At 46.0% G+C, this 25,815-nt stretch carries 22 protein-coding genes and 1 tRNA gene; 10 read left to right on the top strand and 13 right to left on the bottom strand.

Annotated elements, in window-relative coordinates:
• Positions 1-31: 31 nt before the first annotated feature.
• From R3D00_15060 to R3D00_15015, 10 genes are all read right to left on the bottom strand, one after another.
• Positions 32-463, bottom strand: coding sequence for a hypothetical protein (locus tag R3D00_15060; protein MEZ4774502.1), 432 nt, complete (start codon positions 461-463; stop codon positions 32-34).
• Positions 464-469: 6 nt separating this feature from the next.
• Positions 470-1,489: a bifunctional 3-deoxy-7-phosphoheptulonate synthase/chorismate mutase gene (locus R3D00_15055; GenBank protein ID MEZ4774501.1), complete on the bottom strand. Its 1,020-nt coding sequence runs from the start codon at positions 1,487-1,489 to the stop codon at positions 470-472.
• 49 nt (positions 1,490-1,538) lie between these two features.
• The gene (trpA, locus tag R3D00_15050) at positions 1,539-2,318 is read right to left on the bottom strand and encodes a tryptophan synthase subunit alpha (GenBank protein MEZ4774500.1); all 780 of its coding nucleotides are present in this window, start codon (positions 2,316-2,318) and stop codon (positions 1,539-1,541) included.
• Entirely contained in the window at positions 2,315-3,523 is a 1,209-nt protein-coding gene (gene trpB / locus R3D00_15045; protein ID MEZ4774499.1) for a tryptophan synthase subunit beta, read from the bottom strand. The genes trpA and trpB overlap by 4 nt, the downstream gene beginning before the upstream one ends.
• Before the next feature lie 15 nt (positions 3,524-3,538).
• Complete coding sequence (locus tag R3D00_15040) at positions 3,539-4,177, bottom strand: phosphoribosylanthranilate isomerase (GenBank protein ID MEZ4774498.1); 639 nt, start codon at positions 4,175-4,177, stop codon at positions 3,539-3,541.
• Positions 4,174-4,992: an indole-3-glycerol phosphate synthase TrpC gene (gene trpC, locus R3D00_15035; GenBank protein ID MEZ4774497.1), complete on the bottom strand. Its 819-nt coding sequence runs from the start codon at positions 4,990-4,992 to the stop codon at positions 4,174-4,176. Before trpC ends, R3D00_15040 begins: the two co-directional genes overlap by 4 nt.
• Positions 4,993-4,998: 6 nt before the next feature.
• Entirely contained in the window at positions 4,999-5,991 is a 993-nt protein-coding gene (gene trpD / locus R3D00_15030; protein ID MEZ4774496.1) for an anthranilate phosphoribosyltransferase, read from the bottom strand.
• A 60-nt stretch (positions 5,992-6,051) separates the two neighbouring features.
• A complete protein-coding gene (locus R3D00_15025) occupies positions 6,052-6,624 on the bottom strand; it encodes an aminodeoxychorismate/anthranilate synthase component II (GenBank protein ID MEZ4774495.1) in 573 nt (190 codons plus the stop codon).
• 10 nt (positions 6,625-6,634) lie between these two features.
• Entirely contained in the window at positions 6,635-8,014 is a 1,380-nt protein-coding gene (locus tag R3D00_15020; GenBank protein ID MEZ4774494.1) for an anthranilate synthase component I family protein, read from the bottom strand.
• Between the two features lie 307 nt (positions 8,015-8,321).
• Positions 8,322-10,385 carry a DUF3857 domain-containing protein gene (locus R3D00_15015; protein ID MEZ4774493.1) on the bottom strand — a complete coding sequence of 688 codons (2,064 nt, stop codon included), beginning with the start codon at positions 10,383-10,385 and terminating at the stop codon, positions 8,322-8,324.
• Between the two features lie 200 nt (positions 10,386-10,585).
• On the opposite strand from R3D00_15015, the gene R3D00_15010 reads away from it, so the two are divergent.
• The 7 genes from R3D00_15010 (at position 10,586) to R3D00_14980 (ending at position 18,837) form a co-directional block, all read left to right on the top strand.
• Positions 10,586-11,299, top strand: a complete 714-nt coding sequence (locus R3D00_15010) for a DUF2064 domain-containing protein (protein MEZ4774492.1) — start codon at positions 10,586-10,588, stop codon at positions 11,297-11,299.
• Between the two features lie 79 nt (positions 11,300-11,378).
• A complete protein-coding gene (locus R3D00_15005; GenBank protein MEZ4774491.1) occupies positions 11,379-14,369 on the top strand; it encodes a TonB-dependent receptor in 2,991 nt (996 codons plus the stop codon).
• Positions 14,370-14,400: 31 nt separating this feature from the next.
• Positions 14,401-15,561, top strand: coding sequence for an ABC transporter substrate-binding protein (locus tag R3D00_15000; GenBank protein MEZ4774490.1), 1,161 nt, complete (start codon positions 14,401-14,403; stop codon positions 15,559-15,561).
• Between the two features lie 2 nt (positions 15,562-15,563).
• Positions 15,564-16,400 (top strand): hypothetical protein, encoded by an 837-nt coding sequence (locus tag R3D00_14995; protein MEZ4774489.1) that lies wholly within the window; start codon positions 15,564-15,566, stop codon positions 16,398-16,400.
• Entirely contained in the window at positions 16,394-17,155 is a 762-nt protein-coding gene (locus tag R3D00_14990) for an ABC transporter permease (protein ID MEZ4774488.1), read from the top strand. The genes R3D00_14995 and R3D00_14990 overlap by 7 nt, the downstream gene beginning before the upstream one ends.
• Positions 17,152-17,868 (top strand): ABC transporter ATP-binding protein, encoded by a 717-nt coding sequence (locus R3D00_14985; GenBank protein MEZ4774487.1) that lies wholly within the window; start codon positions 17,152-17,154, stop codon positions 17,866-17,868. Before R3D00_14990 ends, R3D00_14985 begins: the two co-directional genes overlap by 4 nt.
• Positions 17,869-17,892: 24 nt before the next feature.
• A complete protein-coding gene (locus R3D00_14980) occupies positions 17,893-18,837 on the top strand; it encodes a radical SAM protein (GenBank protein MEZ4774486.1) in 945 nt (314 codons plus the stop codon).
• Positions 18,838-18,899: 62 nt separating this feature from the next.
• Here R3D00_14980 and R3D00_14975 read toward each other — a convergent pair.
• From R3D00_14975 to R3D00_14965, 3 genes are all read right to left on the bottom strand, one after another.
• Positions 18,900-18,971: transfer RNA gene (locus R3D00_14975), tRNA-Arg, on the bottom strand.
• A gap of 76 nt (positions 18,972-19,047) precedes the next feature.
• Positions 19,048-19,485 (bottom strand): DUF1573 domain-containing protein, encoded by a 438-nt coding sequence (locus R3D00_14970; protein MEZ4774485.1) that lies wholly within the window; start codon positions 19,483-19,485, stop codon positions 19,048-19,050.
• 90 nt (positions 19,486-19,575) lie between these two features.
• The gene (locus R3D00_14965; protein MEZ4774484.1) at positions 19,576-20,034 is read right to left on the bottom strand and encodes a hypothetical protein; all 459 of its coding nucleotides are present in this window, start codon (positions 20,032-20,034) and stop codon (positions 19,576-19,578) included.
• A gap of 96 nt (positions 20,035-20,130) precedes the next feature.
• Between R3D00_14965 and R3D00_14960 the strand changes: the two genes are divergently transcribed.
• The 3 genes from R3D00_14960 (at position 20,131) to R3D00_14950 (ending at position 25,713) form a co-directional block, all read left to right on the top strand.
• Positions 20,131-22,167 (top strand): gliding motility-associated C-terminal domain-containing protein, encoded by a 2,037-nt coding sequence (locus tag R3D00_14960; protein MEZ4774483.1) that lies wholly within the window; start codon positions 20,131-20,133, stop codon positions 22,165-22,167.
• Between the two features lie 36 nt (positions 22,168-22,203).
• Positions 22,204-22,743, top strand: a complete 540-nt coding sequence (gene mog, locus R3D00_14955; GenBank protein MEZ4774482.1) for a molybdopterin adenylyltransferase — start codon at positions 22,204-22,206, stop codon at positions 22,741-22,743.
• A gap of 99 nt (positions 22,744-22,842) precedes the next feature.
• Positions 22,843-25,713 (top strand): insulinase family protein, encoded by a 2,871-nt coding sequence (locus R3D00_14950; protein MEZ4774481.1) that lies wholly within the window; start codon positions 22,843-22,845, stop codon positions 25,711-25,713.
• The last annotated feature ends 102 nt before the right edge of the window (positions 25,714-25,815 follow it).

Below are 25,815 nucleotides of genomic sequence, written 5' to 3'. Positions count from 1 at the left end.
GGGGCAATTTAGTTTTTTCTCCCGGGAAAAATCATCCTTTTTTGCGCTTTTGCTGGCGCGAAGACTTCTGGTTTTCGTACCATTCGTCAGTAATTGCCATCGCCGCTTCGACCAGCTCTATGATATCCTCCGGAGGACCTTCGGATAACGATCCGTAAGTAAATTCAAAACCGGTATCGGTTTCCGGGCCTTCCAGCGCAAGGGTGAGAATACATACATCGCCCTTCGGGTCGGGAAAGGTATATCTGCCTGCGATTTCAAGGATATCGGCATGCAGCAGTTCCAGCCAGCTTTCGAGAAAAGGTTCGGGACTACTTCCCATAAACATGCTGGAAGCATCTTCCGGAGAGCCGTCACCGGCGCGATTTATCGCGCCGGATTTGCTCAGTCTGATATACAATAATTGCTGCTGGTTGACTTCCAGCTTGATAAATACACTGTCTATTGCGGGCAGATGCTCCATTCGCATTTATATCTGAAAATCTGCCTTGATGAGTTTACGCATCGCGCGGGCTTTACGAATCAGCTCCGCAGATTCATAAAAATTCAGGGTCTGCTGGCCATCAGATGCGGCTTTTTCCGGCACAGGATGAATCTCATAAATCACACCATCGGCACCCGCCATCATGGCAGCCAAAGCAACGGGTTCCACAAAATTGCGAATGCCAATCCCATGTGAGGGGTCAGCGATTACGGGAAGATGCGTTTTTTCTTTCAGAATTGCAATGGCATTGATATCCATGACATTTCGGTAGGCATTTTCATAATTCCGGATTCCACGTTCGCAAAGCATGATTTTTTCATTTCCTCCCGAATAAATATACTCCGCGGAGTGAAGCAATTCTTCAATGGTTCCGGAAATACCCCGTTTGAGAAGTACGGGTTTATCGACCTCCCCCAAAGCGTCCAGCAGATTGTAATTTTGCGTATTTCTGGCTCCTACCTGGAAGACATCCACGTATTCCATCATTTCTTCAATTTGAGATGATTGCATGACTTCGGTAATGATTTTCATCCCAAATTCTTTCGCAATCGAGGACCACATTCGCAGCCCGTCTATCCCCAATCCACGAAAAGAATAGGGAGAACTCCGCGGCTTATACACCCCGCCACGCATGATTTTTATTCCCTGCTCTACAAGGTGGGCAATAATTTCTCTGACCTGTGTTTCATTTTCGATAGAACATGGGCCAGCCATCATGGTGAAGCTGCCTTCTTTGATCACCACACCATCACCCAGATCAATAGCCGTAGGATCTACACGCCATATACGCGAAACCAGTTTATAATCATCTTTGATCCGGTGGATATCGCGTACACCGGGAAGTGAACCGATGCGGCGGGGATCGATTTCATTTTTGCCTACTGCGACCAGATAATGCCCGCCCTGGGTTTTTACTTCACGGGCCTTATAGCCAATTTTTTTTACTTCCTCTTCTATTGCCGTACGAGCGGCCTCAGAGATTTTGTTTTCTAAATGAATGATCATAGTTGATTAATAATTATTACTGATAATTGGGGGTTATTCAGTATAACATTCAGGACACATTGCGGATCTGGTTGATAAATGTCCGGACCGTTGTTTCGTCTGCACCCTGAGAAATTGCCTTAATAAAAGCACTTCCAATAATTGCGCCCTTATTATAGTCAGAAGCAATCCGAAAACTCTCAGGCCCGGAAATACCAAATCCTGCAAGTGTAGGGTTTTTCAGTTTCATCGCAGACAACCGTCCGAAATATTCAAGCTGTGCCTGTCCAAAACCGTCAGTTTTACCTGTCGTGCTATCTGTGGAAACCACATAAATAAATCCCTGCGATTCTGCATCTATTTTCCGAATCCTTGCCTCGCTGGTCTGAGGTGTGATCAGGAAAATATTTGACAGTCCACAGGACTCAAACAAAGAACGGTAGTTTTCGAGGTATTCATCCATCGGGAGATCAGGCAGAATTACGCCATCAATCCCGACTTCAGCTGCTTTATGGCAAAAGTTTTCCACCCCATATTGTATCACAGGATTAATATAGCCCATCAGCAACAGGGGAATATCTACGGTTTTGCGGATGTCCTTAATCTGCTCAAACAACAATGGGAGAGAAATTCCATTATATAGTGCCTGCTGATTGCTTTGCTGAATGGTTGGGCCATCTGCGACAGGATCTGAAAAAGGGATGCCGATCTCAATCATGTCAACACCAGCCTTTGCCAGATATTGAATCAGGGGGGCAGTATCTTCCAGCCCGGGATATCCGGCAGTGAGGAAAATGGATAATATATCTCCGCTTTTTTCCTGAAAAAGCTTCGTGATTCGATTGTTCATTCCGATTTGGGTTGATGATTCATGTAGGTGGCAAGGTCTTTGTCTCCCCGCCCGGAAAGGTTAATGACAACAACTTCCCCAGGTTTAAAGGTCATTTGAGGCAATGCGCCCAGGGCATGTGCAGACTCCAGTGCAGGAATGATACCTTCCATCCTACTGAGTAAATAACCGGCTGTTACGGCATCTTCATCTGTAACATATTGAAACCCGGCGCGACCGGATGAGAACAAATGCGCATGAACAGGACCTATCCCCGGATAATCAAGCCCCGCAGAAATAGAATGCGGTTCTACAACCTGGCCATCAAATGTCTGCATGAGCAGGGTTTTGCTTCCGTGAAGCACACCAGGCTTTCCCAGGTAAGTAGTCGCAGCCGAAAGACCGGACGCCAATCCGTGTCCGGCAGCCTCCACAGCCACCAGGCGCACCGAAGGCTCATCGAGAAAATGATAAAATGCACCCATCGCATTACTGCCCCCACCGACACAGGCCATTACGATATCGGGCAGTGGGTTACCGGTTTTTTCGGCGAGTTGGTGGCGCATTTCCTCACTGATTACCGACTGAAAACGCGCTACCATATCGGGATAGGGATGTGGACCGACCACTGATCCAATAATATAATGCGTGTCGCGGGGATGGTTGATCCAATGGCGCATCGCTTCGTTGGTCGCATCTTTCAGAGTCTGGCTTCCACTGGTGGCCGGAACGACCGTTGCGCCGAGCATTTTCATTCGCTGGACATTGGGCTTTTGCCTTTCGATATCGACCGCTCCCATATACACAATGCATTCCATGCCCATCAGCGCACAAACGGTAGCTGTAGCCACGCCATGTTGCCCGGCACCTGTTTCGGCGATGATTTTGTGTTTACCCAATCTTTTGGCCAACAAAATCTGCCCCAGCGTATTATTGATCTTGTGTGCGCCGGTATGATTGAGATCTTCTCTTTTCAAAAAAATTCTTGCACCATACAGCGCGGAAAGTCGTCGGGCTTCATACAAAGGGGTAGGTCTTCCTACATAATCTTTCAGCAATGCATAAAATTCCTCCTGAAAGCCAGAGTCGCCAATAATATCCAGGTAATTTTCCCGCAGTTCTTCTACATTGGGAAACAACATTTCGGGAATAAAGGCACCGCCAAATTCACCATAATAACCCCGTGCATTTGCCTGATAAAGGCTTTGGGTGTTTATCTTATCCATCTTTGCCTGTATTTATTAATTAAACATAGAGGTAGATAGTTCCTCTTTGAGCAGTTTTACTTTCTTGACATCTTTTTCTCCCGGCTGCACTTCAAACCGGCTGTTGACATCCAGCGCATACAGTTGGGGATGTGAAAATTGTGCGAGTAAAGGGAGTTCTTCGATTCCAATTCCCCCACTGAGAAAAAAGGGAACGGATAAGGTATATTCCGCCAACATTTCCCAGTCAAAGGTAACGCCATTACCGCCCGGGTTTTTTCCGCGGGTATCAAAAAGAAAATAATCAACTACCGATTCATAAGGATTGAGTCGTGAAAAGTCCATTTCCTCCCCCACCGAAAACACCTTGATCACTTCCAGGCCAGTCTTTCGGAGAGAATCACACATTTCCGGAGATTCATTTCCATGAAGTTGTACCATATCGAGTCCAAAATCATAGGCCTTTTCTTCTATAAAAGATTGTGTTGCATTCACAAAAACACCTACTTTTTTTACAGAATTGATAAAACGCACAAACTCCGGCCGTATCGAATCACCGACATTTCTGGGCGATTTTTCAAAAAAAATAAACCCCAGAAAATCCGGTTCCAGTCCAAGGATCATTTCAATATTCGGGCGGTATTTCATCCCACAGACCTTGAGTTTCATCGTCATCCGGCAGTTTGTTTTTCTGCTTCCAGAAGTTTGCGAAACTGTTGGATAAAGCGCACACAGGTTTTGGAGGGATTGGGCGTTTTCATAAAATGCGTACCGATTAGAAACCCGTCAAACCCGGCTTTCCTGAGCATAAATGCATTTTCTGGTGTATGGATTCCACTTTCAGAAATACGGGCAAACCCAGCAGGTATTTTGTCGAGCAATTCCAGTGAAGTATCAAGCGAAATGGTCTGTTCTTTGAGGTTTCGGTTGTTGACACCGACAAGATCGACATGGTCGTTGATACTGCGGTCAAGCTCAATTGCATCATGAACTTCGAGCAATACTTCCAGACCGAGCGAATGAGCAAAGGCAGAAAGTTTTCTGATTTCCTCCGGATAAAGGGCTGAGGCAATTAGCAAAATGGCATCGGCTCCGATCGAACGCGCTTCGATGATCTGGTATTCATCGATAATAAAATCTTTGCGCAGTACCGGACCATAGATCATCTGTCTGACTTTTTGCAAGTCTTCATTTTTCCCACCAAAGTATTTTTCGTCGGTAAGAATAGAAACCGCTGAAGCACCGGCATACATATACCCGTTGGCCACTTCGTCCACCTTGATATAAGGATTCAGCGATTTTTCGCTGGGAGAACGGCGTTTAATTTCGGCGATAATACCGACCTTATCCGGACGAAGAATATACTTTTTGAGGGAAACACATGGAGAGTCAAAATATATAGACTGTTCCAGTAATTTTACAGGATAGAGCTGGCGTTTTTTTTCAACTTCCTGTTTTTTGTTAGCGAGGATTTCGTCAAGAATAGACATGGGGATTTATTTTTCTATAAAGTTTTGAAAGGATTTTTTGGCATTGCCTGATTCCAGAGATTCTCTGGCAACAGAAATCGCTTCTACTCTGCTCAGCTCAGGTCGGGCACACCCAATAGCCAGTCCGGCATTTGCCAAAACCACTTCCTGCTGGGCGCGGGTTCCCTGATTATCCAGAACCTTGATAAAAATACGGGCTGCATCTTCTACGGTTTTACCGCCAAATAAGTCTTGCGGGTTCCATTTGAGAAAACCCAGATCCATTGGCGAAAAAATTTCATCCCCCTCATTACTCAGCAACTTGGTATTACCGGTCAGGGAAACCTCATCATATCCATCCATGGCATGCAAAATCACAAACTGCTTATCTGTCTTATGATAAATATATGCATACAGCCGGGCCAATTCCAAACTAAATACGCCAACCAGCTGCTTTTGAGGAAATGACGGATTCACCATCGGGCCGAGCATATTAAAAAAGGTCTTTATGCCCAGTTCGCGCCTGATCGGCCCTACATTCTTCATGGCAGGGTGAAACAGAGGGGCGTGGAGAAAACATATATTTGCCCGGTCCATCTGTTGCCTGATTGTATCATAATCATTGGTGAATGTACCGCCGAGATACTCAATGACATTGGAGGATCCCGAAACACTTGACACGCCATAGTTGCCATGTTTGGCCACAGATACCCCTGCACCAGCCGTTACAAAGGCTGCAAGTGTAGAGACGTTAAAAGTATCTTTCGCGTCGCCGCCTGTTCCACAAAGGTCTATCGGGTCATAATCGCTTAAATCTACCGGAATACACAACTCCAGCATCGCTTCGCGAAAACCCGAAAGCTCTTCTACAGTAATACTCCGCATCTGAAAAACAGTGAGAAACGCGGCTATTTGGGCAGGGTTAAAATGTCCTCCCTTCGCTATTTTTGTCAGAATATCTTTTGATTCAGCCTGTGTAAGCGTGTTATGCTCAAAGAGATAGTTCAGAATTGCCTTCATTCGTTTTTGGTTGGACAGGCTTCGTACCTTCGATATAACTACCTGTATGTTAATTGAAAGTTAATTATTTAACCAGTTTTGAATAATTTGAATGCCATATTCGGTTATCACAGACTCAGGGTGAAACTGAAGACCGTAAACCGGATAGGTTTTATGCCGGATCGCCATGACTTCGCCTTTATCATCTATTGCCAGAAGGTCGAGTTGCCCGTTGAGCGTAGCCTTTTGTACTGCCCAACTGTGGTACCGCCCAATGCGAAAAGTGGCGGGAACACCCTTGAACAAAGGATCATTCGTATCCAGAATCTGAATGTCTGTTGCCATCCCATGGAGGACTTCGGGGAGATTATACAATTGTGCGCCAAAAGCTTCTGCAATCCCCTGGTGCCCCAGACATACGCCCAGTATGGGTTTCTGCGGTGCATATTTGCGGATGACCTCGGGCATAATTCCTGCTTCGGAAGGAATGCCCGGTCCGGGGGAAAGCAATATCCGGTCATAGGCTGCAACAGCATCCAGTGAAAGGGCATCATTGCGGTAAATATCCATATTTTCACCGTACCCCAGTTCGCGGATGATGTGCACCAGGTTGTAGGTAAATGAATCGTAATTATCCAGTACAAGGATTTTCATTGTGCAATTGTTAAATTTCTTCTGCCTGTTTAATGGCTTTCCGGAGTGCCATAAGTTTATTGTTGACTTCCTGTAGCTCATTTTCAGGAACCGAACGGGCGACAATGCCTGCGCCTGCCTGGAAATAGAGCGTATTTTTTCGGCTTAAAAATGACCGGATCATAATTGCCTGGTTAAACGTACCATCGAATCCCAGATAACCGATACATCCCCCGTAAAATCCGCGGTTCTGGTTTTCGTATTTCTCGATCAACTGCATGGCCATGTGTTTGGGTGCACCAGATAAAGTACCGGCCGGGAAAGTATCGGCAACAAGTTGAAGCGAGGAAACACTCGGCGCGATTTGGGCAGTCACGCTGGATACGAGGTGAATCACGTGGGAGAAATACTGGATTTCCTTGAATGTGTCCACCTTTACATGGCTGCCATTGCGGCTGAGATCATTGCGCGCGAGATCCACCAGCATGATGTGTTCTGAGTTTTCTTTGGGATCGTCAAATAACTTTCTCGCGAGCCGCGAGTCTTCTTCGTCATTACCTGTACGGCGAAACGTACCGGCAATCGGGTGGATCGTCGCTTTCCCGTTCTGCACGACCAGTTGCGCTTCCGGCGATGAGCCCATAAGTTTGTAGCTGCCATAATCGCAGTAAAACAAATACGGCGAGGGGTTGATAGAGCGAAGCGCCCTGTAAACATTAAACTCATCCCCCTCAAACTTCTGCGAAAATCGGCGCGAAAGCACAATCTGAAATACATCCCCCCGCTGGCAATGGCCTATACCTTTGCCAACCATTTCAAGGTATTCTTCAGGCGTATTGTTTGCACCTTCATCTCCTTTCATTTTAAAACGGTACAAAGGCAGGCTCGGATTATTTAACCAGGCCTCCACATGCTCCAGTCCTTTTTCCACGCCATTGTACACGTGCTCAAACATGTACATCTCGTTGTTGAAATGGTTGATCACAATGATATACCGGTAGGCGCGGTAAACCATATCCGGAATCGCTCTTGCATCGTCGGGATATGATTTTACCGCTACTGATTCATAGTACCTTACGGTATCATAAGACTGGTACCCAAACAGCCCATTGGTACTGAATTTCAGGTCTGTGGGCTCAGCAATAAAAGAGCGGGAAAAAGCCTGAAGCAGAGCGGGAAGTTCTCCCGGGTTTTTGAGCTCACGGGAAATCCGGGTTCCATCAGGATAGACTTCAGAAACGCCCCCCCCATTTACCTCAAATGATGCGACCGGTTCGAGACAAATGTAGGAATAGGCATTTTCATTCCCGTGATAATCAGAGCTTTCCAGCAGTAAGGGGTTTTCAAAATGATCTCTCAGGCGGAGAAACACACTTACCGGCGTAACGGTATCCGCAAGACGTCTTTTCATGCGGGTTTTTATGGAAAATGATGGTGCGAACTCCGCGGATTTATCAGTTTTCATTTTCAGTCAGTTAAATTCTGGCAAAAAAAAAGGGCTTACTCCTTCAGGGAGTAAGCCCATATCGATAAGATATCTTATGATTTATTGCATAAACATATCCGGGCCTCCCTGTGAAATAATCATAGGACGCCACCAGAAATAAGTATTATGCAAAAGATTAGTCATTTTTTTTCAATTCTTACAGGCAAATATAGATACTGAAATATGAATTGCAAATTTTTTTTCTTTAAACCCACAAAGCGTAGATAAACCCTCAGGGTTGAATCGTTTTTTTCCGGAGAATCACATCCTCCTGATGCTTGGATACGACATACTCAAAAAAGGTTCTGATCGCCTCATATTCACTGGGGAGAAAAGTTGTTTTATTGAGTAGAATGGTACTGGTGAGATGAAGAATCGGCCCCATTTCCAGCACATTATAAGTAAACGAGCCGCCATTATTGGGCAACAGCACACGAATAGGCTGAGGGAGCTGTGCGACCTCATACCCTTCAGGAATGCGCAGCCCGAGCATATGAGAATCGCGAAGTGGATAGGTAAAATCGACGGGGGTAAGTCGTTTTTTTTCGGTAAAAGGGTTTTCACTTACCATCTTGATCATCATCGGTTTGAGAAAAACCAGATCATCGATCGTGCGGATAAAGTCTTTGGTCGTAACTTCACAATTTACAATCAGGGGTTGGTCGTCGGTATTGTCGGCATTTTCTACATCTTCACTAATAATTTGGGGATTTACCATTCCCACCAGTACAAAGTCGCGAAGGTATTCATTTGGGTTGTCAGGAAATTGTTCCAGGCGGCCCCGCTCTATGACCGCACTATAATTTTCGTTGATGACAGAAATATCGCCAGACAACACACTGCCCGTATTATCGAGATCAAAACGGCTGTAAGTTGTGCGCACAATTTTGTTCTGGTCTCTGAGTTTCACCCACCTGCCGCCTTCTTCATCGACAAGATAACCGAGTTCATTCAGATCAATTTTGGGTAAAATGCCAAATACATCTGTTTCGCCTACCGCGTCGAGCAGCACTTCCTTCTCTCCCAATACCACCGATACCAGCAGGTGGTTAAACTGCGACATTGTGGGGTAGATGGTCTGGAGATTACCTTCGGCACGGGTGCGGATCAACACCGGCCAGGCTTTAAATCCGGCATCACGGAGCAAATAGAGCATCAACAGGTTGATTTCAGAAGAGGAGCCTGATTTGCGGTTGAGCGCCTGGCCAATGTTCCAGTTGTCAGTCGTGTATGTGCCATCCCAGGTATAGGTATTTCTGACAAAGTCATAAATCGATTTGGCCTTATCTCTGTCCCAGTTGTATCGGATCGTTGCTGCACGGGAAATGTGCTGAAGTTCTTCCCGAACAGATTTGTTCCTGACTCTGGATTTTTTGGTTACGAATTCGGCGAGGTCGGGCCAGTTGTCAAAAACAAGGGTTCTGGTACTTTGCGATAAAAAATCTTCGGAAAGCTCCAGCCGGATGCCGGGCAAATAGTCTTTGGTTTCGGGCGTAAAATCTTCAGCAACAATCGCAGGCAGGTTAAACATCAGATAGATATCATGTGTGCCGGAGAAATTTGCATAAAACCGGTTGCCAAAATCCCGTGTGGCATACTGCATATTCCGGGTAAACAAGTCCGTAGTATTGATCGACTGTTGTTGAAAACGCGTTGTGTAGTGAGTGATTTCCCCTTCTAACCCCTGCACAAGCCGGAGATATTTATATCCATCGGGAATATAGGTATGATATTCGGAGTGAACGACAGGCAGATTTCCCTGGAAAATCCAGGGCTTCAGCTGGGAAAAGTTTTTTGAAATCAATTCGTAGGAAAATTCTATCACTGAGCCTGATTTGACAAAAGGAAAGCTGATCTCCACCTCCATCGAGTCTTTACCGATCCGGGTTTCCTTTATTTTCCGTGGATTAACCTTAAACGCTACCACTTCCCCGACAGCATTGAGATTGTATGTGGCGGCTTTCAGGTCTGAGAACGTTTCACCTTTAGTTGGAGAGAGATATGGGATAATGACGCGGGAAATATTTGACCGGTTTTGCAGATCAAGGATTTTGATCTTGCGGTGATAAGTGTACCGAACCCGGGGAGTCCGGCTTACCAGTTCAAACGAAACGGTACTATAATCATATAAAACGACGGCTTCTGTTCCCGGCGCCCAGTCCCCCTCTATTGACTCAATCTCCTCCACAGTCACTTTTCCATATTCGGGAGAGGTTGTTTCCTGTCCAAATCCCAGTGAGGCGCAGAATAAGACGGCCGCAAATACAGCTGTTCGTTTGGCAAACGCGATTTTCATAGTCAGTTTATTTAGTATTCCGGCCTCCAACCCAGAACAATCATGCATGAATGTACTACTTAGCATTCGCAGAATCAATTTTCTTTCTAACAATTCGGCAGCAGAAATGTTGCGAAAACCCGCCATCCCCAAAAGCGAAAAGTCAACAATCGTATAATGGCCGACATTCACACTGCTTAGAAAATTTCTATATTTACCTATTGAATATTGAAGTCCCACATATTGCGCTTATCTACTTCAGCAGAAATACGGATGCTGAAAGCCACGCCAAACATTGGTTTGGCAACAAACGCGCAAAAAACAGGGCCATTGCCTCTTCCCTTCAGCTCCAGACTTCCCGTATCGTTCAGGAAGCAGGATTTCCCGTATTTCATTATCATGAGGGCAACCAGCGCGGTGATACGTTTGGTCAGCGGCTGGCTCACGCTTATGAAGAAGTATTTGCCCTGGGATACCAGGCTGTCATCGCAGTAGGTAATGACAGTCCGGAGTTGGGGCAAACTGACTGGGAAACTACCGCCCAAAAACTTTCAGCGGGAATTTGCGTGCTGGGACCTTCTCTCAGAGGTGGGGCCTATTTCATCGGAATTACCAGAGAAGCGTTTCATAAAAATGTTTTCCAGAATCTTCCCTGGAAAACCAATCGCCTGTTTGAAGCACTGAGACAATTTTGCTCATACAAAAACCAGGCAGCCCATCTTATCGCCCCGCTTCGGGATATAAATTCACTGTATGATTTGCGGGCAATTGTTAAAAGTGCCTTCATCACGCAGGGTTTTAAGCGACAGCTGCTTTTTTTGCTGGCTGAATACAAAAAATACATAGCCGAAGCACCGGTTAATATTCTGTCAACTTTTTCCCCTGAAATAGGGCCATCCCGGGCACCGCCTATTCTCCCTGTAATTCTTCATTAAACACATTCACCTGATATTCAACTTCATCAACACTTCTTTCCCCCAAAAGAAGCATAGCACCTTTATACATAAAATGGTAATGAAAAAAATATTCCTCTTAGCCATTCTGGCTATTTTTCATCAATTTGCTGCCGCACAGGCTGCGTTGGAAATCACGCTGGTTGACAGCCTGAACAATCCCCTGGGATTTCACACGGTGGTTGTGACAAACCCGTCCATTGGCTATATCAATGAAACCCTCACCAACGAAAAAGGAAAAGTTCAGTTAAGCGGGCTTTCAACTTCCGGAACCTATTCAGTCACAGCAAAGGAATCTGACAGCAATGTTTCTCAAGCTGTTTCAGGGATCACTTTATTTTCTGAAAAAACCAAAAGCGTAGTGCTTGTCCTGGGGCAAAAAATCATCAGTCTGGATGCGGTAAACATTTCAGCAGACAATTATCAAACCATCAATACCATCGACGCCGAAGTAGCCTCTGTATTGAGTGCCAGAGAGATTGAAGAACTTCCGGTCGAAGGACGGGATATCACCCGCGCATTATACAGACTCCCAAATATCACTCAGGCGACCGGTTTTTTTCCCGAAGCACCCAATGTATCTATCAATGGAGCCAATTCCCTCTATACCCATTATCAGATTGATGGAATGGATAACAATGAAAATTTTCTGGGGGGACAGCGGTTTGCCATGCCTGCGGGATTTACCCAAAACATTACGGCACTGACCAATAATTTTAGTGCAGAACACGGGTTGACGGCAAATGGCATCGTAAATATCACTTCCAAATCAGGAACCAATGAAACAAAAGGGGAAGTTTTTTATGTAACACGCCCCGGGCCCGTCATCGATGCGCCCTCTGCTTTTGCCCAGCGAGATCTATCGGGCAATCAGGTAAAAGATGGTTTCCAACGGCATCAGGGAGGTTTTGGGATTGGCGGGGCCATCGTGAAAGACAAAACCTTTTACTTCCTTAATGCAGAACACACCACCGACATCAAAGATAATTTGCTGAATGTACCCCAACTCGGAATCAATGAGACGGTGAGAGGCACCAATCAGTTTACCTATTTATCCGGGAAAATAGACCAGCACTGGTCTGAGAAGTTCCGGTCTTCGCTTCGGGTAAATACAGGTATTGTGAATATTGAAAGACAAGGTGGCGGACTCGATGGCGGGAACACGTTTCCCTCAGCCGGCAACCGCCAGGACCGGAATTCGGCGAATATTGCTTTAAAAAACACCTTCACGGGTGAAAAATTCACTTATGAGGGGAATTACCTTTTCGGACGATTTCGCTGGAACTACGCAAATCCCGAAAATAATTCCAGCCCGAATGTTTCCGTATTAGACCCTTCAGGACTCAGTCTGGCTTCATTAGGACATCCGGGTTATGTATTTGATGAGCGGGAAAACTTACATGTCCTCCAGCAGAAGTTTACATTCTACCAAAAATACCACCGCATCAAAACCGGCTTCCAAATCAAAAGCTCACACTTTTCATTGTATGGCGGTGGAAATCCCAATGGCAGTTACCTGATACAACTCAATCAGGAGCAATTGGCCCTGCTCAATGCTTCCGGGATCGGGAGCGATTTAACGCCCCAGGATTTGCCAGATGATGTGCAGGTATTAAGCTATGGCGTCGAACTTCGCCCCAATGCTTTCGAAAAGCGCCAAAATATTTTCAGCATCTATCTCGAAGACCAGTGGACCGTCCATGCAAAGCTGAATGTAAACTATGGCGTGCGCTACGACTACGACAATCTCTCCAAAGGAGGAAACCCAAAGGGGGATCTGAACAATGTTGCACCGCGCCTGAGCCTCAATTATCAGTTAAACAAAAAATCGTCAGTCAGGGCGGGGTACGGCATCTATTACGATAAAATATTATACGCTGTGTACAGCGATGCTATTCAGTTTAACGCGGTTTCGGAGGACTATAAAAAACAGTTGCAAACCTTGGTTAACCTCGGCGTGCTTCCACAAAATACAGATATTCAAGCTATTACAAACGAAGGCAACCTCGTTGCCAGTGATCCGAATGCAGCCTACCTGCAAGGTCCCGGGGCCAGTCAGTTGCAGGAACAGCGGGAAGGGATCTTTCAAAACGAACTCCGGGTTCTGAACCCCAATGGCTATGATAATCCGTACAGCCACCAGTTGATGCTGGGATATCAGCAAAAGGTAAATGAAAATATCGTTTTCTATATAGACGCATTGTACAACCGCTCTGAAAACCTGTTTAGACTGAGAAATCTGAATGCGCCCTCCGCCTACCCGCTTGACCCGGCGAATGTGGTAGTCAGAAGTACAACAGCCGCGGACCTTACCCGCCCTGTGCCTGTCTATACCGATGCCACCGGTAGTTATGCGATTGCCGGAAGAGATACCCTGAGAGGCGCAGCAAGAAATGTCGTCATGACTGAGTCTGCCGGGAGTTCCAATTATTACGCGTTGAACTTTACCCTTCAAAAAACAAAAGGCGGGGACAAATTTGCCTACCGTTTGATGTACACCCTTTCTTATCTGGAAAACAATACCGAGGATATCAATTTCAGAGCAATGGACAGCAATGATTTTGAAGCAGAATGGGGCCCTTCTATCAACGATCGCAGGCATTTGATCAACGGAATTGTCAATTATTATCCCATCTCAAATCTGACCCTGACGGTGGGTGCAATCCTTCAAAGCGGACAACCGATCAACCGGATACCCGATGCTGCGATTTATGGAACTACCGATTTAAATGGAGACGGGCGCGCATTTGGCGACGCTTATGTAGGGAACAGCGACCGGTATCCCGGGGAAAGTCGCAATAGTGACCGTTTACCCTGGGCGAAAACCTTTGATTTTAGTGCCTTTTACAAAATTCCGACAGGAAAAAACCAACATATTGAAGCAGGCGCGCAGGTATTTAATGTATTGAATGCGGAAAACCTGAGTGGATATTCCAATAATGCCACACAAAGCAACCAGATTCAAATTGGTCCGGCCAGTTCAGGGGTTATCGTAAGAAGAAATGCCGCTCCACCCCGGCAGTTTCAGTTTTCGGTCAGGTATCTGTTTTAGGTTTCCAAACATTTCATTTAAACACAGACAAATGAAAAAAATCAGTTTTATTATCTTCTCCCTATTGCTTATTGCTGCCTGTTCGCCAGCAGAAAAAGATACACCATCCGTTACGCTGATGATGTGGCAGGGCGATCCGATGATCAATGCGTATATGAGCGACTATGTTGTTCCCCAACTGAAGGCACAACAAGGGATTGACCTGAATATTGTAAGCGGGCAGGGAAATGAGATTGTGAGTGTGCTGATGGCAGAAATCGAAGCGGGAAAACCATCGAGCGAAATTGATATGGTATGGATCAATGGCGAGACCTTTTATCAGTTGCGTCAGATTGAGGCACTCTATGGGCCATTTGTAGAAACACTTCCCAACAGCCAGTATATCAACTGGGAAAGCCCTTATATCGCTTACGATTTTCAGCAGCCGGTGGAAGGATATGAATGTCCCTGGGGAAATGTACAGCTGGCACTCATCTACAATTCCGGGAAAGTAGAAAATCCGCCCATGGACCTGGCCGAGCTGGAAACATGGGCAAAAGCTAATCCCGGAAAATTTACGATTGGCACAGAGTTTACCGGAATGACGTTGCTCAAGTCGTGGCTCATCTACCTCGCAGGTGGGGAAGGCTCTCTCAGCGGAAACTTTGACGAAGAAAAATACCAGAAATACAGCGCCGAATTATGGGCGTATCTCAACCGGATCAAACCCTATTTTTGGAATAATGGAGAAAGTTTCCCACCTACGGTAGCACAAATGCATCAGCTTTTTGCTAATGGCGAACTATGGTTTACGATGAGCAACAACGACGGAGAAGTGGACAATAAAATTTTACAGGGGATATTCCCGGAAACCAGCAAAGCTTATGTGCCCGGTACCGGCACCATTATCAATTCGCATTATATGGGAATTGTCAACCACTCGGCCCATAAAGAAACAGCGATGGCTGTGTGCAATTTCCTCCTCTCTCCCGAAGCACAATGGGAAAAAATGAAACCTTCAGTTTGGGGAGACTACACGGTACTGGCGCTGACAAAACTGCCAGCGCCCTGGCAGCAGAAATTTGCCGAAATTCCCGGGAGAAAACAGGCACCAAAGCGAAGCGACATTCAGGACAAAGCCCTGATGGAACCTGCGCCGGAATATATGATCCGCTTATTTGAAGATTTTCGAAAAGAAGTGATAGAAAAATAATCGTGAAAAAGCGTATCGCCACCGGCCTCTTTGTATTGCTTACCGTCGTACCGCTTATCCTGGGTTTGGGCTATTCCCTGCTTTACAGCCTCGGGCTGGTGGGGCTGCTCAATCATGGCTTTACCCTCGAACACTGGCAAAAGCTTGTGCAGGATCAGTCCATATTTACCACTTTTGGATACAACCTCTACATTACGGCCACTTCGTTGGTTTTTATTCTTGCTTTAGCACTTTTCTTTTCACGGTGGCTGATGTTGTACCACCACAAAGGGTTTTATGGAAGCCTGTTTCTGCCGTTGACTTTTCCACCGCTTATTGCAGCATTCAGCTGGTATTATCTGCTCAGCCCGGCAGGTATTCTATCGAGAATCTGCTATTGGCTGGGGTTGACAGAAGGCGTAAATGATTTCCCCAGGCTGGTCAATGACTTTCTGAGTGCAGGCATTATTATCACCCATATATTTTTGGTTTTCCCTTTGTTTACCATCCTCTTTTTTCATCAGTCAAAAAAAGAACGAGTCGCAGAACTGGAAGCAATGGCCTGTACATTGGGAAGCACCAAAGGTCGTTTTTTCCGGGAAATCTACATCCCGCTATTATTAAAAAAGACTGCACCTTTCATTTTGCTTTACGGTATTTTTCTGTTTGGCGCTTATGAAGTTCCGCTATTATCAGGCAGGTCTTCTCCGCGCATGGTGACCGTTTTTATCACCGAAAAAATGACGCGTTTTAATCTGCTTGACATTCCACAGGGCCATGCCATGGCCGTGCTTTACAGCCTGGTAGTCATTGTGATTACCCTGGTATTTACCCGAAAATCAAAACGAATGATATGGTAAAAAGAGGTTTGTTTTTGCTCACGGGACTGATCCTGCTATTGCCGTTGGTATCTTTGCTGTACCTGACGATTGTACACCAATGGACATTTCCGGAGATAGCAGGAAAAGGCTTTTACGCCGGATATTGGCGTGATTTTTTCACCGGGGAAAACAACTTGTATCTCAGTGCAGGGCTTTCTTTGTTTCTTGCTGGAAGTATTGCCGCAACTGCTACATTTTTGGGATTTTTCATCTCATATTATCTCTCCCGGCAACCCGGCATACTTAAGCTTGCCTATTTTCCGTACCTCATTGCGCCGGTTGTCTTCGGCACTATGCTTCAGTACTATTTTGTGAGAATGAACCTTACGGGCACGGTCCGGGGGGTAATGATCGCGCAGTTTTTATTTATTTTCCCCTACAGTGTATTGTTGTTTTCAACTTTCTGGAACGATCGGGTAAGGCAAACCGCTTTTCAGGCAACTACTTTAGGTGCAAGCCCTGACCAGGTATTCCTTTCCGTGTTATTGCCCATGGCCAGGCCCTGGTTTTTTCTGTGTTTCGCACAATGTTTTCTGATTTCCTGGTTTGAGTATGGCATCACACAATTGATCGGTGTGGGGAAAATCGAAACACTCACCATTAAAACAATGTTTTTTGTCAAGGAAGCAAATCCTCATCTGGCTGCGCTCTCGGCTTGTCTGATGGTATTGCCAATGGTGTTTCTGCTTGTCATTCAACGCAACCTGTTTTTAGCCCGAACTACAACATCATGATTAAAGCAGAAGATATTGGGAAGCGATTCGGAGGGGAAATCGTTTTAAACAAAATCTCCTTTTCCCTTTCCCCTGGTACAACGCTGAGCATTTTGGGGAAATCAGGATGCGGAAAAACCACCTTGCTGAAAATCCTGGCAGGGCTACTCGCATCTGACGAAGGCACTTTCACCGTCAACGGACAAAATATGTTTGCTCTTCCCCCGCAGCAGCGCGGTGTCGTTTACCTTAGCCAGGAGCCTTTGCTTTTTCCACATATGAACGTGTTCGACAATCTGGCATATGGATTGAAAATCAGAAAGTTGGAAAAATCAACCATACGGGCACAGGTGACACAGCTGGCATCAAAACTGGAATTAGAAGACCATTTATCCAAGTCCCCGGAGCAGCTTTCCGGAGGGCAAAAACAACGCGTGAGCTTTGGCAGGGCCCTGATCATCAATCCCCAAATTATGCTGCTGGATGAACCATTTGGAAGTTTGGATACCCAAACCCGGGTAGAAATGCAAAAACTGTTTCGTTATGTCAGCCAGTCAGTGAAGATGACGGCTTTGTTTGTCACTCATGACCTCAAAGAAGCCCTCACGATGGGAGACCAGATCGCCCTGATGCATAGAGGATCACTAAAACAATATGATAGCGTACAAACCTTAGCCCAGGACCCGGAATCAGGTATAAAAGCAGAAATTGATTTTTGGAAAAACCTTCTTTAAGCAGGTTATCAAACCCATTTTACAATGAAAAAATTCAATCATATAGAATCCATTTACTGGGTGTTTACCCAACTCTGCAATGACCAATGTGATCATTGTTATAATCTCTCCGGTCCGCAGGGGAAACGAATATCAGAGGAAGATTGCCTGGCCATTGTCGGAAATTTGCCCGACGCTGTGGACAGACTGATCTTATCAGGCGGAGAACCACTGGCGGACAAGAAAAAGCTGTTTCTGATCCTTGACAAACTCAAAGAAAAATATGGCAACCGCACACAGATCATGCTGCAAACCAACGGCGATTTGCTCAATGAAAAAATACTGGATACGCTGATAGAAAAAGGCGTTACCCGTTTTGACATTGCCAGCATTGACAGATATCACAAAGCAGCAGGAGGGCGGCTGGCAAAACTCGCAGAAATGTTTGCCTCAAGAGGAGTCAATGGAGAGGAAAAAGAGCCATTGGTGCGGAAGGAAAATTATCTGCATAGTTTTCCCCTTAGTTGGGGGTATTGGGGTGCCAATGAAGAAATGTGGCTGGGAGGAAACTGGGCCAGAGGCCGGGCAATGCAAAAAAACATCTGGCTAAAAAACCCGGATCACAATTTTTGCGCGATTCTCTCGGGCGGTATAGGCTTTCTGAATGGCGGCGAAAATGTACCCCAGGAGATATCCATTCAGTTGTGGCAGATCAATCCCTGTTGCCCCGGCACAAAAGACCCCCTCGGTGATGCGAGAGTGGAAAAAGTTGCGGAGGTACTGGAGAGAGTATCCCAAAACCCCATATTTCAGATGCTGGACAAAGGAGATCCCTATAAAATGGGCGAATCAATAGGAGTAACCGAAGCCTATGCCCAAAAGCGCTGCGGCGAACTTCAAAACGTGTGTTTGTGGTGTGACGAATTTTTTGACAAACATTATGATATGAAAAACCTCAAAAAGAAAGAAGCGGAAAACCCCATCATGTAAAGAAAAAAAGACAACGAAATTTTACAAATCGTTGTCTTTCAGTTTTTTCGATGGTGATTTTGTACCGCTGCCAGGAATCGAACCTGAATCTAGAGTTTAGGAAACTCCTATTCTATCCATTGAACTACAGCGGCCAATTTTGTGCAAAAGTAAAGAAAATTCCTCAATGGATATAAAAATCAGGCACAAATTAGCCGCATTTCCAATAAATCAATAAGCAATGGCTGAGACAGACAAAGTTTCGATAATCTCGCTGGTATTGGTAACCAGCGTGACATAACACTTCATCGTACCCGTAGAGCTGGGCTTAAGGTTGATTTCCACGGTTCCGGTTTTGTCGGGAAGGATCGCATTTGAAGGTTCAACTACTGTCATACAGCTACAATTGCTGGATGATCCGGTAATACGCAATGGCTCGCCACCTGTATTTTTGAACTGAAAACGAAACGTTTGAGAAGCACCTACAGGCACATACCCAAAGTCAAAGAATTTACTTGTCCAGGAAGCTTCCGACTTCAGGGAAGGCGCCTCTAATAACGGTTTTTTTTCAACAGGATAAATCTTCTGGGGGAAAATCATCAATTGTCCAAAGAGTGAGCAGGTACCAAGAGTAAGGAAAGCAAAGAATAGTATAAGTACCCGAGTCATAGTTAATTAAGTTTGTCATCTATCAATCATACCGAAAGATAGACACAGACGTAACTTTGACAAATCTTGTTTTATACCTGATCTAACAGGCTATTGAATGATCAAACCCTCTTCTCCCATGGTGATTTCGACTCTTTTTCCGCCCAATTCCAACTGAATAATATGGTTGGCAAACTGGTCGTGATCATGCGATTCCAGCCCGATATCGCTCACTTTTTCCCCCATTAAAGCTGCCCAAACCGGCGAAACACTCATGTCAATCCTGTCCAACACTACCTGCCCCCGAAATTGCTGAAATACTCTGGTCTGTTGAATTCCGTAGTTCAACGGTTCGATACTTATACCCGAACTGTCTTCGCCTGCGTGAATCGTCAATTGTACGTTTTCCGAAAAGAAAAACTCCACCCAGTCCAGAGACTCAAACCCATCCCCATTTGAAGAAAGGTTTTTCCAGACTGTATAAATTACTTTTTCGAGCATTCTGCCTTTGACCGCTGCAAGCTGTTCCAGTTCTGACAGAGAAAAATATCCCGGAATTTGTTCAAACATGACCATTTTCTTTCTCCGGCAAATTCTGTAAGTTGAGTTGAAAAGCCAAATTCTGAAGTTTTTTTTTCAATTCCGGGCGCTTGAAAATGATTTTTCATGAAAAATATCAACCGCAGCAAATGGTTTTTTTTGATAATTTTTTTTCCATTGTGCAACTTCGGACAAAACCTTGTACAAAATCCTGGTTTTGAACAACACTCCGCACTTCCGGTTTTTCTTTCCTCATGGCCCCTGGTAACAGGCTGGACCAATGCGGGAAATAGCATCACTACGCCCGACTATTATCATTCAGGCAGCACTTCCGTGGCCACTGGTCTCCCCAATTCCCAATTTGCCCAAATTATCCCATTTTCAGATAGTGCAATTATGGGATATTATGCTTACGAAACCATCTCCACATCTTCCTATCGCGAGTATCTTCAGACGCGTCTCTTATCTCCGCTTATTCCGGGAATGGCATATCAGGTATCCCTTTCGCTCTCAACCGGCAAAACCAAACCTGCCGGATTTGGCGGAACCAATGGCGCGGGGGTGCATCTTTCTCCCTCACCTGTCAGTCAGGCTTCCGCAAGCCCCGCATATTTTGGACCGATCAATATTACCCCTGTATGGCATTTGCCTCATGTACTTTGGGATTCAGCCTGGCAAACGTTTAGTTTCATTTATTTGCCCGCCAACCCTGACGAGTACCTCACCATCGGCAATTTTCTCTCCGACCAGGCTACGGCAAAATTTCATCCAGACGGAGCCATCCCCTCAAATTTTGCTTCCTATATTTATGTAGATGAAGTATCGGTAACTCCCACCCTGATTGTACAGGGAAATGACACCATTTGCCAGGGAGACACGGTTTTTCTTTCGGCATCGCTGGCTCCTTCGTGGAAATGGATAGCCGAAGGGGGAACCGGACAACCACTCGCTACAACCAGCAGTCTGGTCGCAACCCCTTCCGCCACCACCACTTTTCTGGTTATTTCTGGTCCCGATACAGCGCGCCATACGGTTACCGTTATTCCCCGCCAGACGCTCAATCTCGGCCCTGACACATCGATTTGTGCCGGAGACAGCCTGAGACTCAACGCACAACTGCCCAATGCACAAAGTTATTTATGGCAGGATGGCTCGAATTCGCCTGCGATCACGGTCTTCCAGGAAGGAATATACTTTGTAAATGTCACCCACACCTGTGATCTGCTCTCCGACACCATTGAGATAGACGTTTCTACTCCGCCTGGCCTTGTTCTCAGCCCCGGTGACACGACCCTGTGTCCGGGAGAATCACTGCGGCTCTCAGCCGGAGCAGGGGTAGTTTGGGAAAACGGAAGCAGAGATACTATCCGGATCATTCAGGATGCAGGACTATATATCGCAGAAATCAGCAATCGCTGTGGAACAGCCAGAGACAGCGTGCAGATCAACGAAGGATTTGCCGCAACCGTAAATCTTGGCAATGACACCACCCTGTGTACCGGCCAAACACTACTATTGGAAACATGGCAGGATGGAGAAGCCAATTACTTATGGTCAGGCGGCAGCAAAGAGCCATTTTTAATGGTAGAAACGCCCGGTATATTTTCGGTGAGCGTGACCACAATATGCGGCGTTTGGCGGGATGAGATTCAGGTAAACTTTCTGGAACCACCGGTAATTAACCTGGGGAAAGATACCATTCTATGTGAAGACAGAAAGGAAATTTTGCTGTTGAATGTATATCAGCCTTTTGCATCTTACCACTGGCAGGACGGAAGCAATAATCCCTATTTTGAAGTAAATCAGGCTGGCCGCTATGAGGTCGAAATCAGCAATATTTGTGGCACAATCAGCGATGAAATACAGGTGGATTATACCCTGTGCGACTGCTCCCTATTTTTCCCCAATGCTTTTACCCCCAATGAGGACGGGGTGAATGAAACATTTGGCGCCAAATTCAGCTGTGAAATCGGCTCGTGGCAGATGGAAATTTTTGATCGCTGGGGAAAACGCATTTTATCGACCGGGAACCCTGACTATCAATGGGACGGCACATTTCGGGGGAAAGATTGCCCGGAAGGGGTATATGTGTGGAAATTGCGCTATCATCAAAAAAATCAACCCCTGACAGAAAAAGGCGGTACAGTTACTTTGATTCGGTAAATCAGGAAGGTTACTTTTGCCAAAACGATTTACTCAATGAAAGACCAGCCCGTAAAAATTGGCATTATCAATGTATCAGACCGCGCAAGTGCAGGAATCTATGAAGACCTGCCAGGAAAGGCGATCGTAGCAACACTGAACGAATACCTTCTCACTTCGTGGGAGCCGGTGTACCGCGTCATCCCCGATGAGCAGGATCAGATTGAAGCAGCCATGAAATACATGGCCGATGAAGCCGGGTGTTGCCTGGTCGTAACTTCGGGCGGAACCGGCCCGGCAAAACGAGATGTAACCCCCGAAGCAACCGAAGCCGTTTGCGAAAAAATGATGCCTGGATTTGGCGAGCGCATGCGCGCCGAAAGCCTGAAATACGTGCCAACAGCTATTCTGTCACGGCAAACCGCCGGCATTCGCAATCGCACCCTCATCGTCAATCTACCGGGTAAACCCAAAGCAATCAGGGAATGTCTGGATGCCGTCTTTCCGGCCATTCCATATTGCATTGACCTGCTGGAAGGTCCGTTTCTGGTATGTAATGAATCTGTTATTCAGGTATTCAGACCAAAATCTTCCTGATTGTCAGCAGTTTCGGTTTCTGCCAATATTTAGATACCGTTAATACTCGTATATTTGCCTGCTACAACTATATAAGACAACCAAAATCTTAAACTAATTATGAAAAAAAATTCCCTTGCATGGGGCCTTATCCTGGGGGTAATGCTGGCATCACACCCCCTGCTTTTTGCGCAAAGTACAGCTACCCTGAATATTGCGGCAGATACCGAGCAAAAAGTTAATCCTCAGGATGCAGAGATCCCTTTCGACCCGGAAACACGAACCGGCACACTTGAAAACGGACTTCGTTATTATATCAGAAAAAATGCCCTCCCGGCAAACTATGCAGAATTGCGTTTGGCAGTCAACGCTGGCGCACTTCAGGAGACCGATGCCCAGCAGGGGCTGGCGCATTTTGTGGAACATATGTGTTTTAATGGTACTGCCAATTTCCCCAAAAGTGCGTTGGTCGATTACCTCGAATCCATCGGCACTAAATTTGGCGCACACCTCAATGCCTACACCAGTTTTGACGAAACTGTGTACATGCTCCGCGTCCCCACCAATGACCAGGCAAAATTTGATAAGGGGATGAGTATCCTCGAAGACTGGGCGCATAATGTGTCCTTCGAAGGCGAAGAAATTGACAAAGAAAGAGGCGTCGTGGTAGAAGAATGGAGGACCCGGCTTGGTGCTTCCAATCGCATGATGCAGGAAACACTGCCCGTTACATTTTACAATTCCCGCTACGCCAATCGTCTGCCGATAGGCAAAAAGGAAATTCTGGAAACCTTCGAGTACGAAACGCTCAGGCAGTTTTACCGCGACTGGTACAGACCCGACCTCATGGCCGTGGTTGCCGTGGGCGATTTTGACGTAGATGCCGTCGAAAAAATGATCCGCGAACGATTTGGAAGAATTGCTCCCGTAGCCAATCCCAGGCCCCGGTTGCTTTATGAAGTACCCAATCACAAAGAAACTCTTATTGCGATTGTTTCTGACGAAGAAGCTTCCTCAAACCGGGTGCAAATCGAATACAAACACGATGTCAGAGAATATAAAACCATTGCTGACTACCGCCAGTCGATTCTGGAAAATCTGGCCAGCCAACTGATCGACCAAAGACTGGCAGAGCTTACACAAAGCGACAATCCGCCCTTTACTTTTGCCTACTCCGGATACAGCGGACTTTCCCGCACCAAAGATGACTACTCATCTCTGGCAATTGTACCTGAAGGAGGATTTATCCAGGGAATGGAAGCCCTGCTGACAGAAAATGAAAGAGCGATAAGATTTGGCTTTACTGCAACCGAACTGGAAAGAGCTAAAAAAAGTCTGATCGCCGGACTGGAACAAAGAGAAAGGGAAAAAGACAAAACCCAATCCAATCGGATCGTCATGTCTTATGTTTACAACTTTCTTTCCGGCAGCCCGGTACCCGGTATCAGCAATACACTTATGCTGCACAGAAAACTTTTGCCGGAAATCACTCTGGAAGAGGTAAACGAAGAGTTCAGAGGGTTTATCACGGAGGAAAACCGTGTGGTAATTTTGACCGGAATCAAAAAAGACGGAGTAAATATGCCCACGGAAGCTGAAGTGCGCGAACTGATTGCCAGCATTCCCCAAAAAGAACTTCAGCCCTACGAAGACGAAGTCATGGATGCGCCCCTGATGGCGGAGATTCCCCAACCGGGCACAATCACCGAAACAAAAACCATCGAAAGTATCGGCGTTACCGAACTCACCTTTGCCAATGGGGTAAAAGTAATTCTGAAACCCACCGACTTCCAGAATGATGAGATCAGCATGCAGGCTTACAGCCCGGGAGGCACATCGCTTTACCCCGATGCCCAGTTCATGTCGGCGTCTATGGCCAGCGCGATTATCAATCAGTCTGGTTTGGGAGAATTTAATAACATCCAGCTTGAAAAATACCTCTCGGATAAGGTAGTGAGTGTTTCGCCCTTCATCAGCGAACTTACAGAAGGAATGAGCGGAAGCTGTTCGCCCAAAGATTTGACCATATTTATGCAAATGGTCAACCTCTACTTCACCCACCCCCGGAAAGATGAAAGTGCATTCACTTCCCTGATGACCAAAACCAAAGGGTATTATGCCAACCTGCTTTCCAGCCCTGAAATGTACTTCCGCAGTGAAGTATTGCGAATCATGAGCAGCGACCACTTCCGCCGTGAACTAATCGCATCTGCCGAAAAACTCGACATGGTAAAACTCGATGATGCTTTCCGGATTTATCAGGAGAGATTTGCCGATGCCGGCGATTTTACTTTTTTCTTTGTAGGAAACTTCGATGTCGAAGCTATTAAGCCGGTTCTGGCTACGTATCTGGGCAGTCTGCCTTCCTCCGGACGGATAGAAAACTGGAAAGATGTAGGGGTGAAAAATCCGGAAGGATCATTTGAAAAAATCGTTTACAAAGGCCGTGAACCCAAAAGCCAGGTACAGATGAAATGGACCGGTGATTTTGAATGGAATGGCAAAAACCGCTATAACCTGAATGCGATGGTTCAGGTTCTTCGCATCATGCTTCGCGAATCTATGCGGGAAGATAAAGGGGGAGTATACGGTGTAGGCGCTGGTGCCAGCCCATCCAAAGAGCCTAAGTCCGAATATGATATTACCATTTCCTTTACCTGCTCGCCTGACAACGCCCGCGATCTGATGGAAACCGCTTTGAAAGATATTGAAACCCTCAAAAAGAAGGGCGCATCAGAAAAAAATCTCCAGAAGGTCAAAGAAACGCAACGCAAAGATCTGGAGGTAGGATTAAAAGAAAACCGTTACTGGATGCAGGGGCTTGTTTCTGCCTACCGGTATGAGGGAGACCCCGAAAATATTCTCAAACAAACCGAGGCCATAGACAAATTAAAAAGCAGTGATGTGAAAAAAGCTGCCAAAAAATATTTGAATATGGATAATTACAAATCCTTTCTGTTGATGCCTGAATCGTCCAAAACAGAAAGATAGTCGCCCTCCGGGTTCAAAAATTCAAAAGCCATCTCTCCACAGGGATGGCTTTTTGCTATTTTGAAAATTGCCAGATATTGCGGATCATTAACCAGACAAACC

The organism is Bacteroidia bacterium, from assembly GCA_041391665.1.
GTDB lineage: Bacteria > Bacteroidota > Bacteroidia > J057 > J057 > JAGQVA01.
The sequence above is the reverse complement of the archived record's forward strand: the minus strand, read 5'-3'. Positions and strand labels throughout refer to the sequence as shown.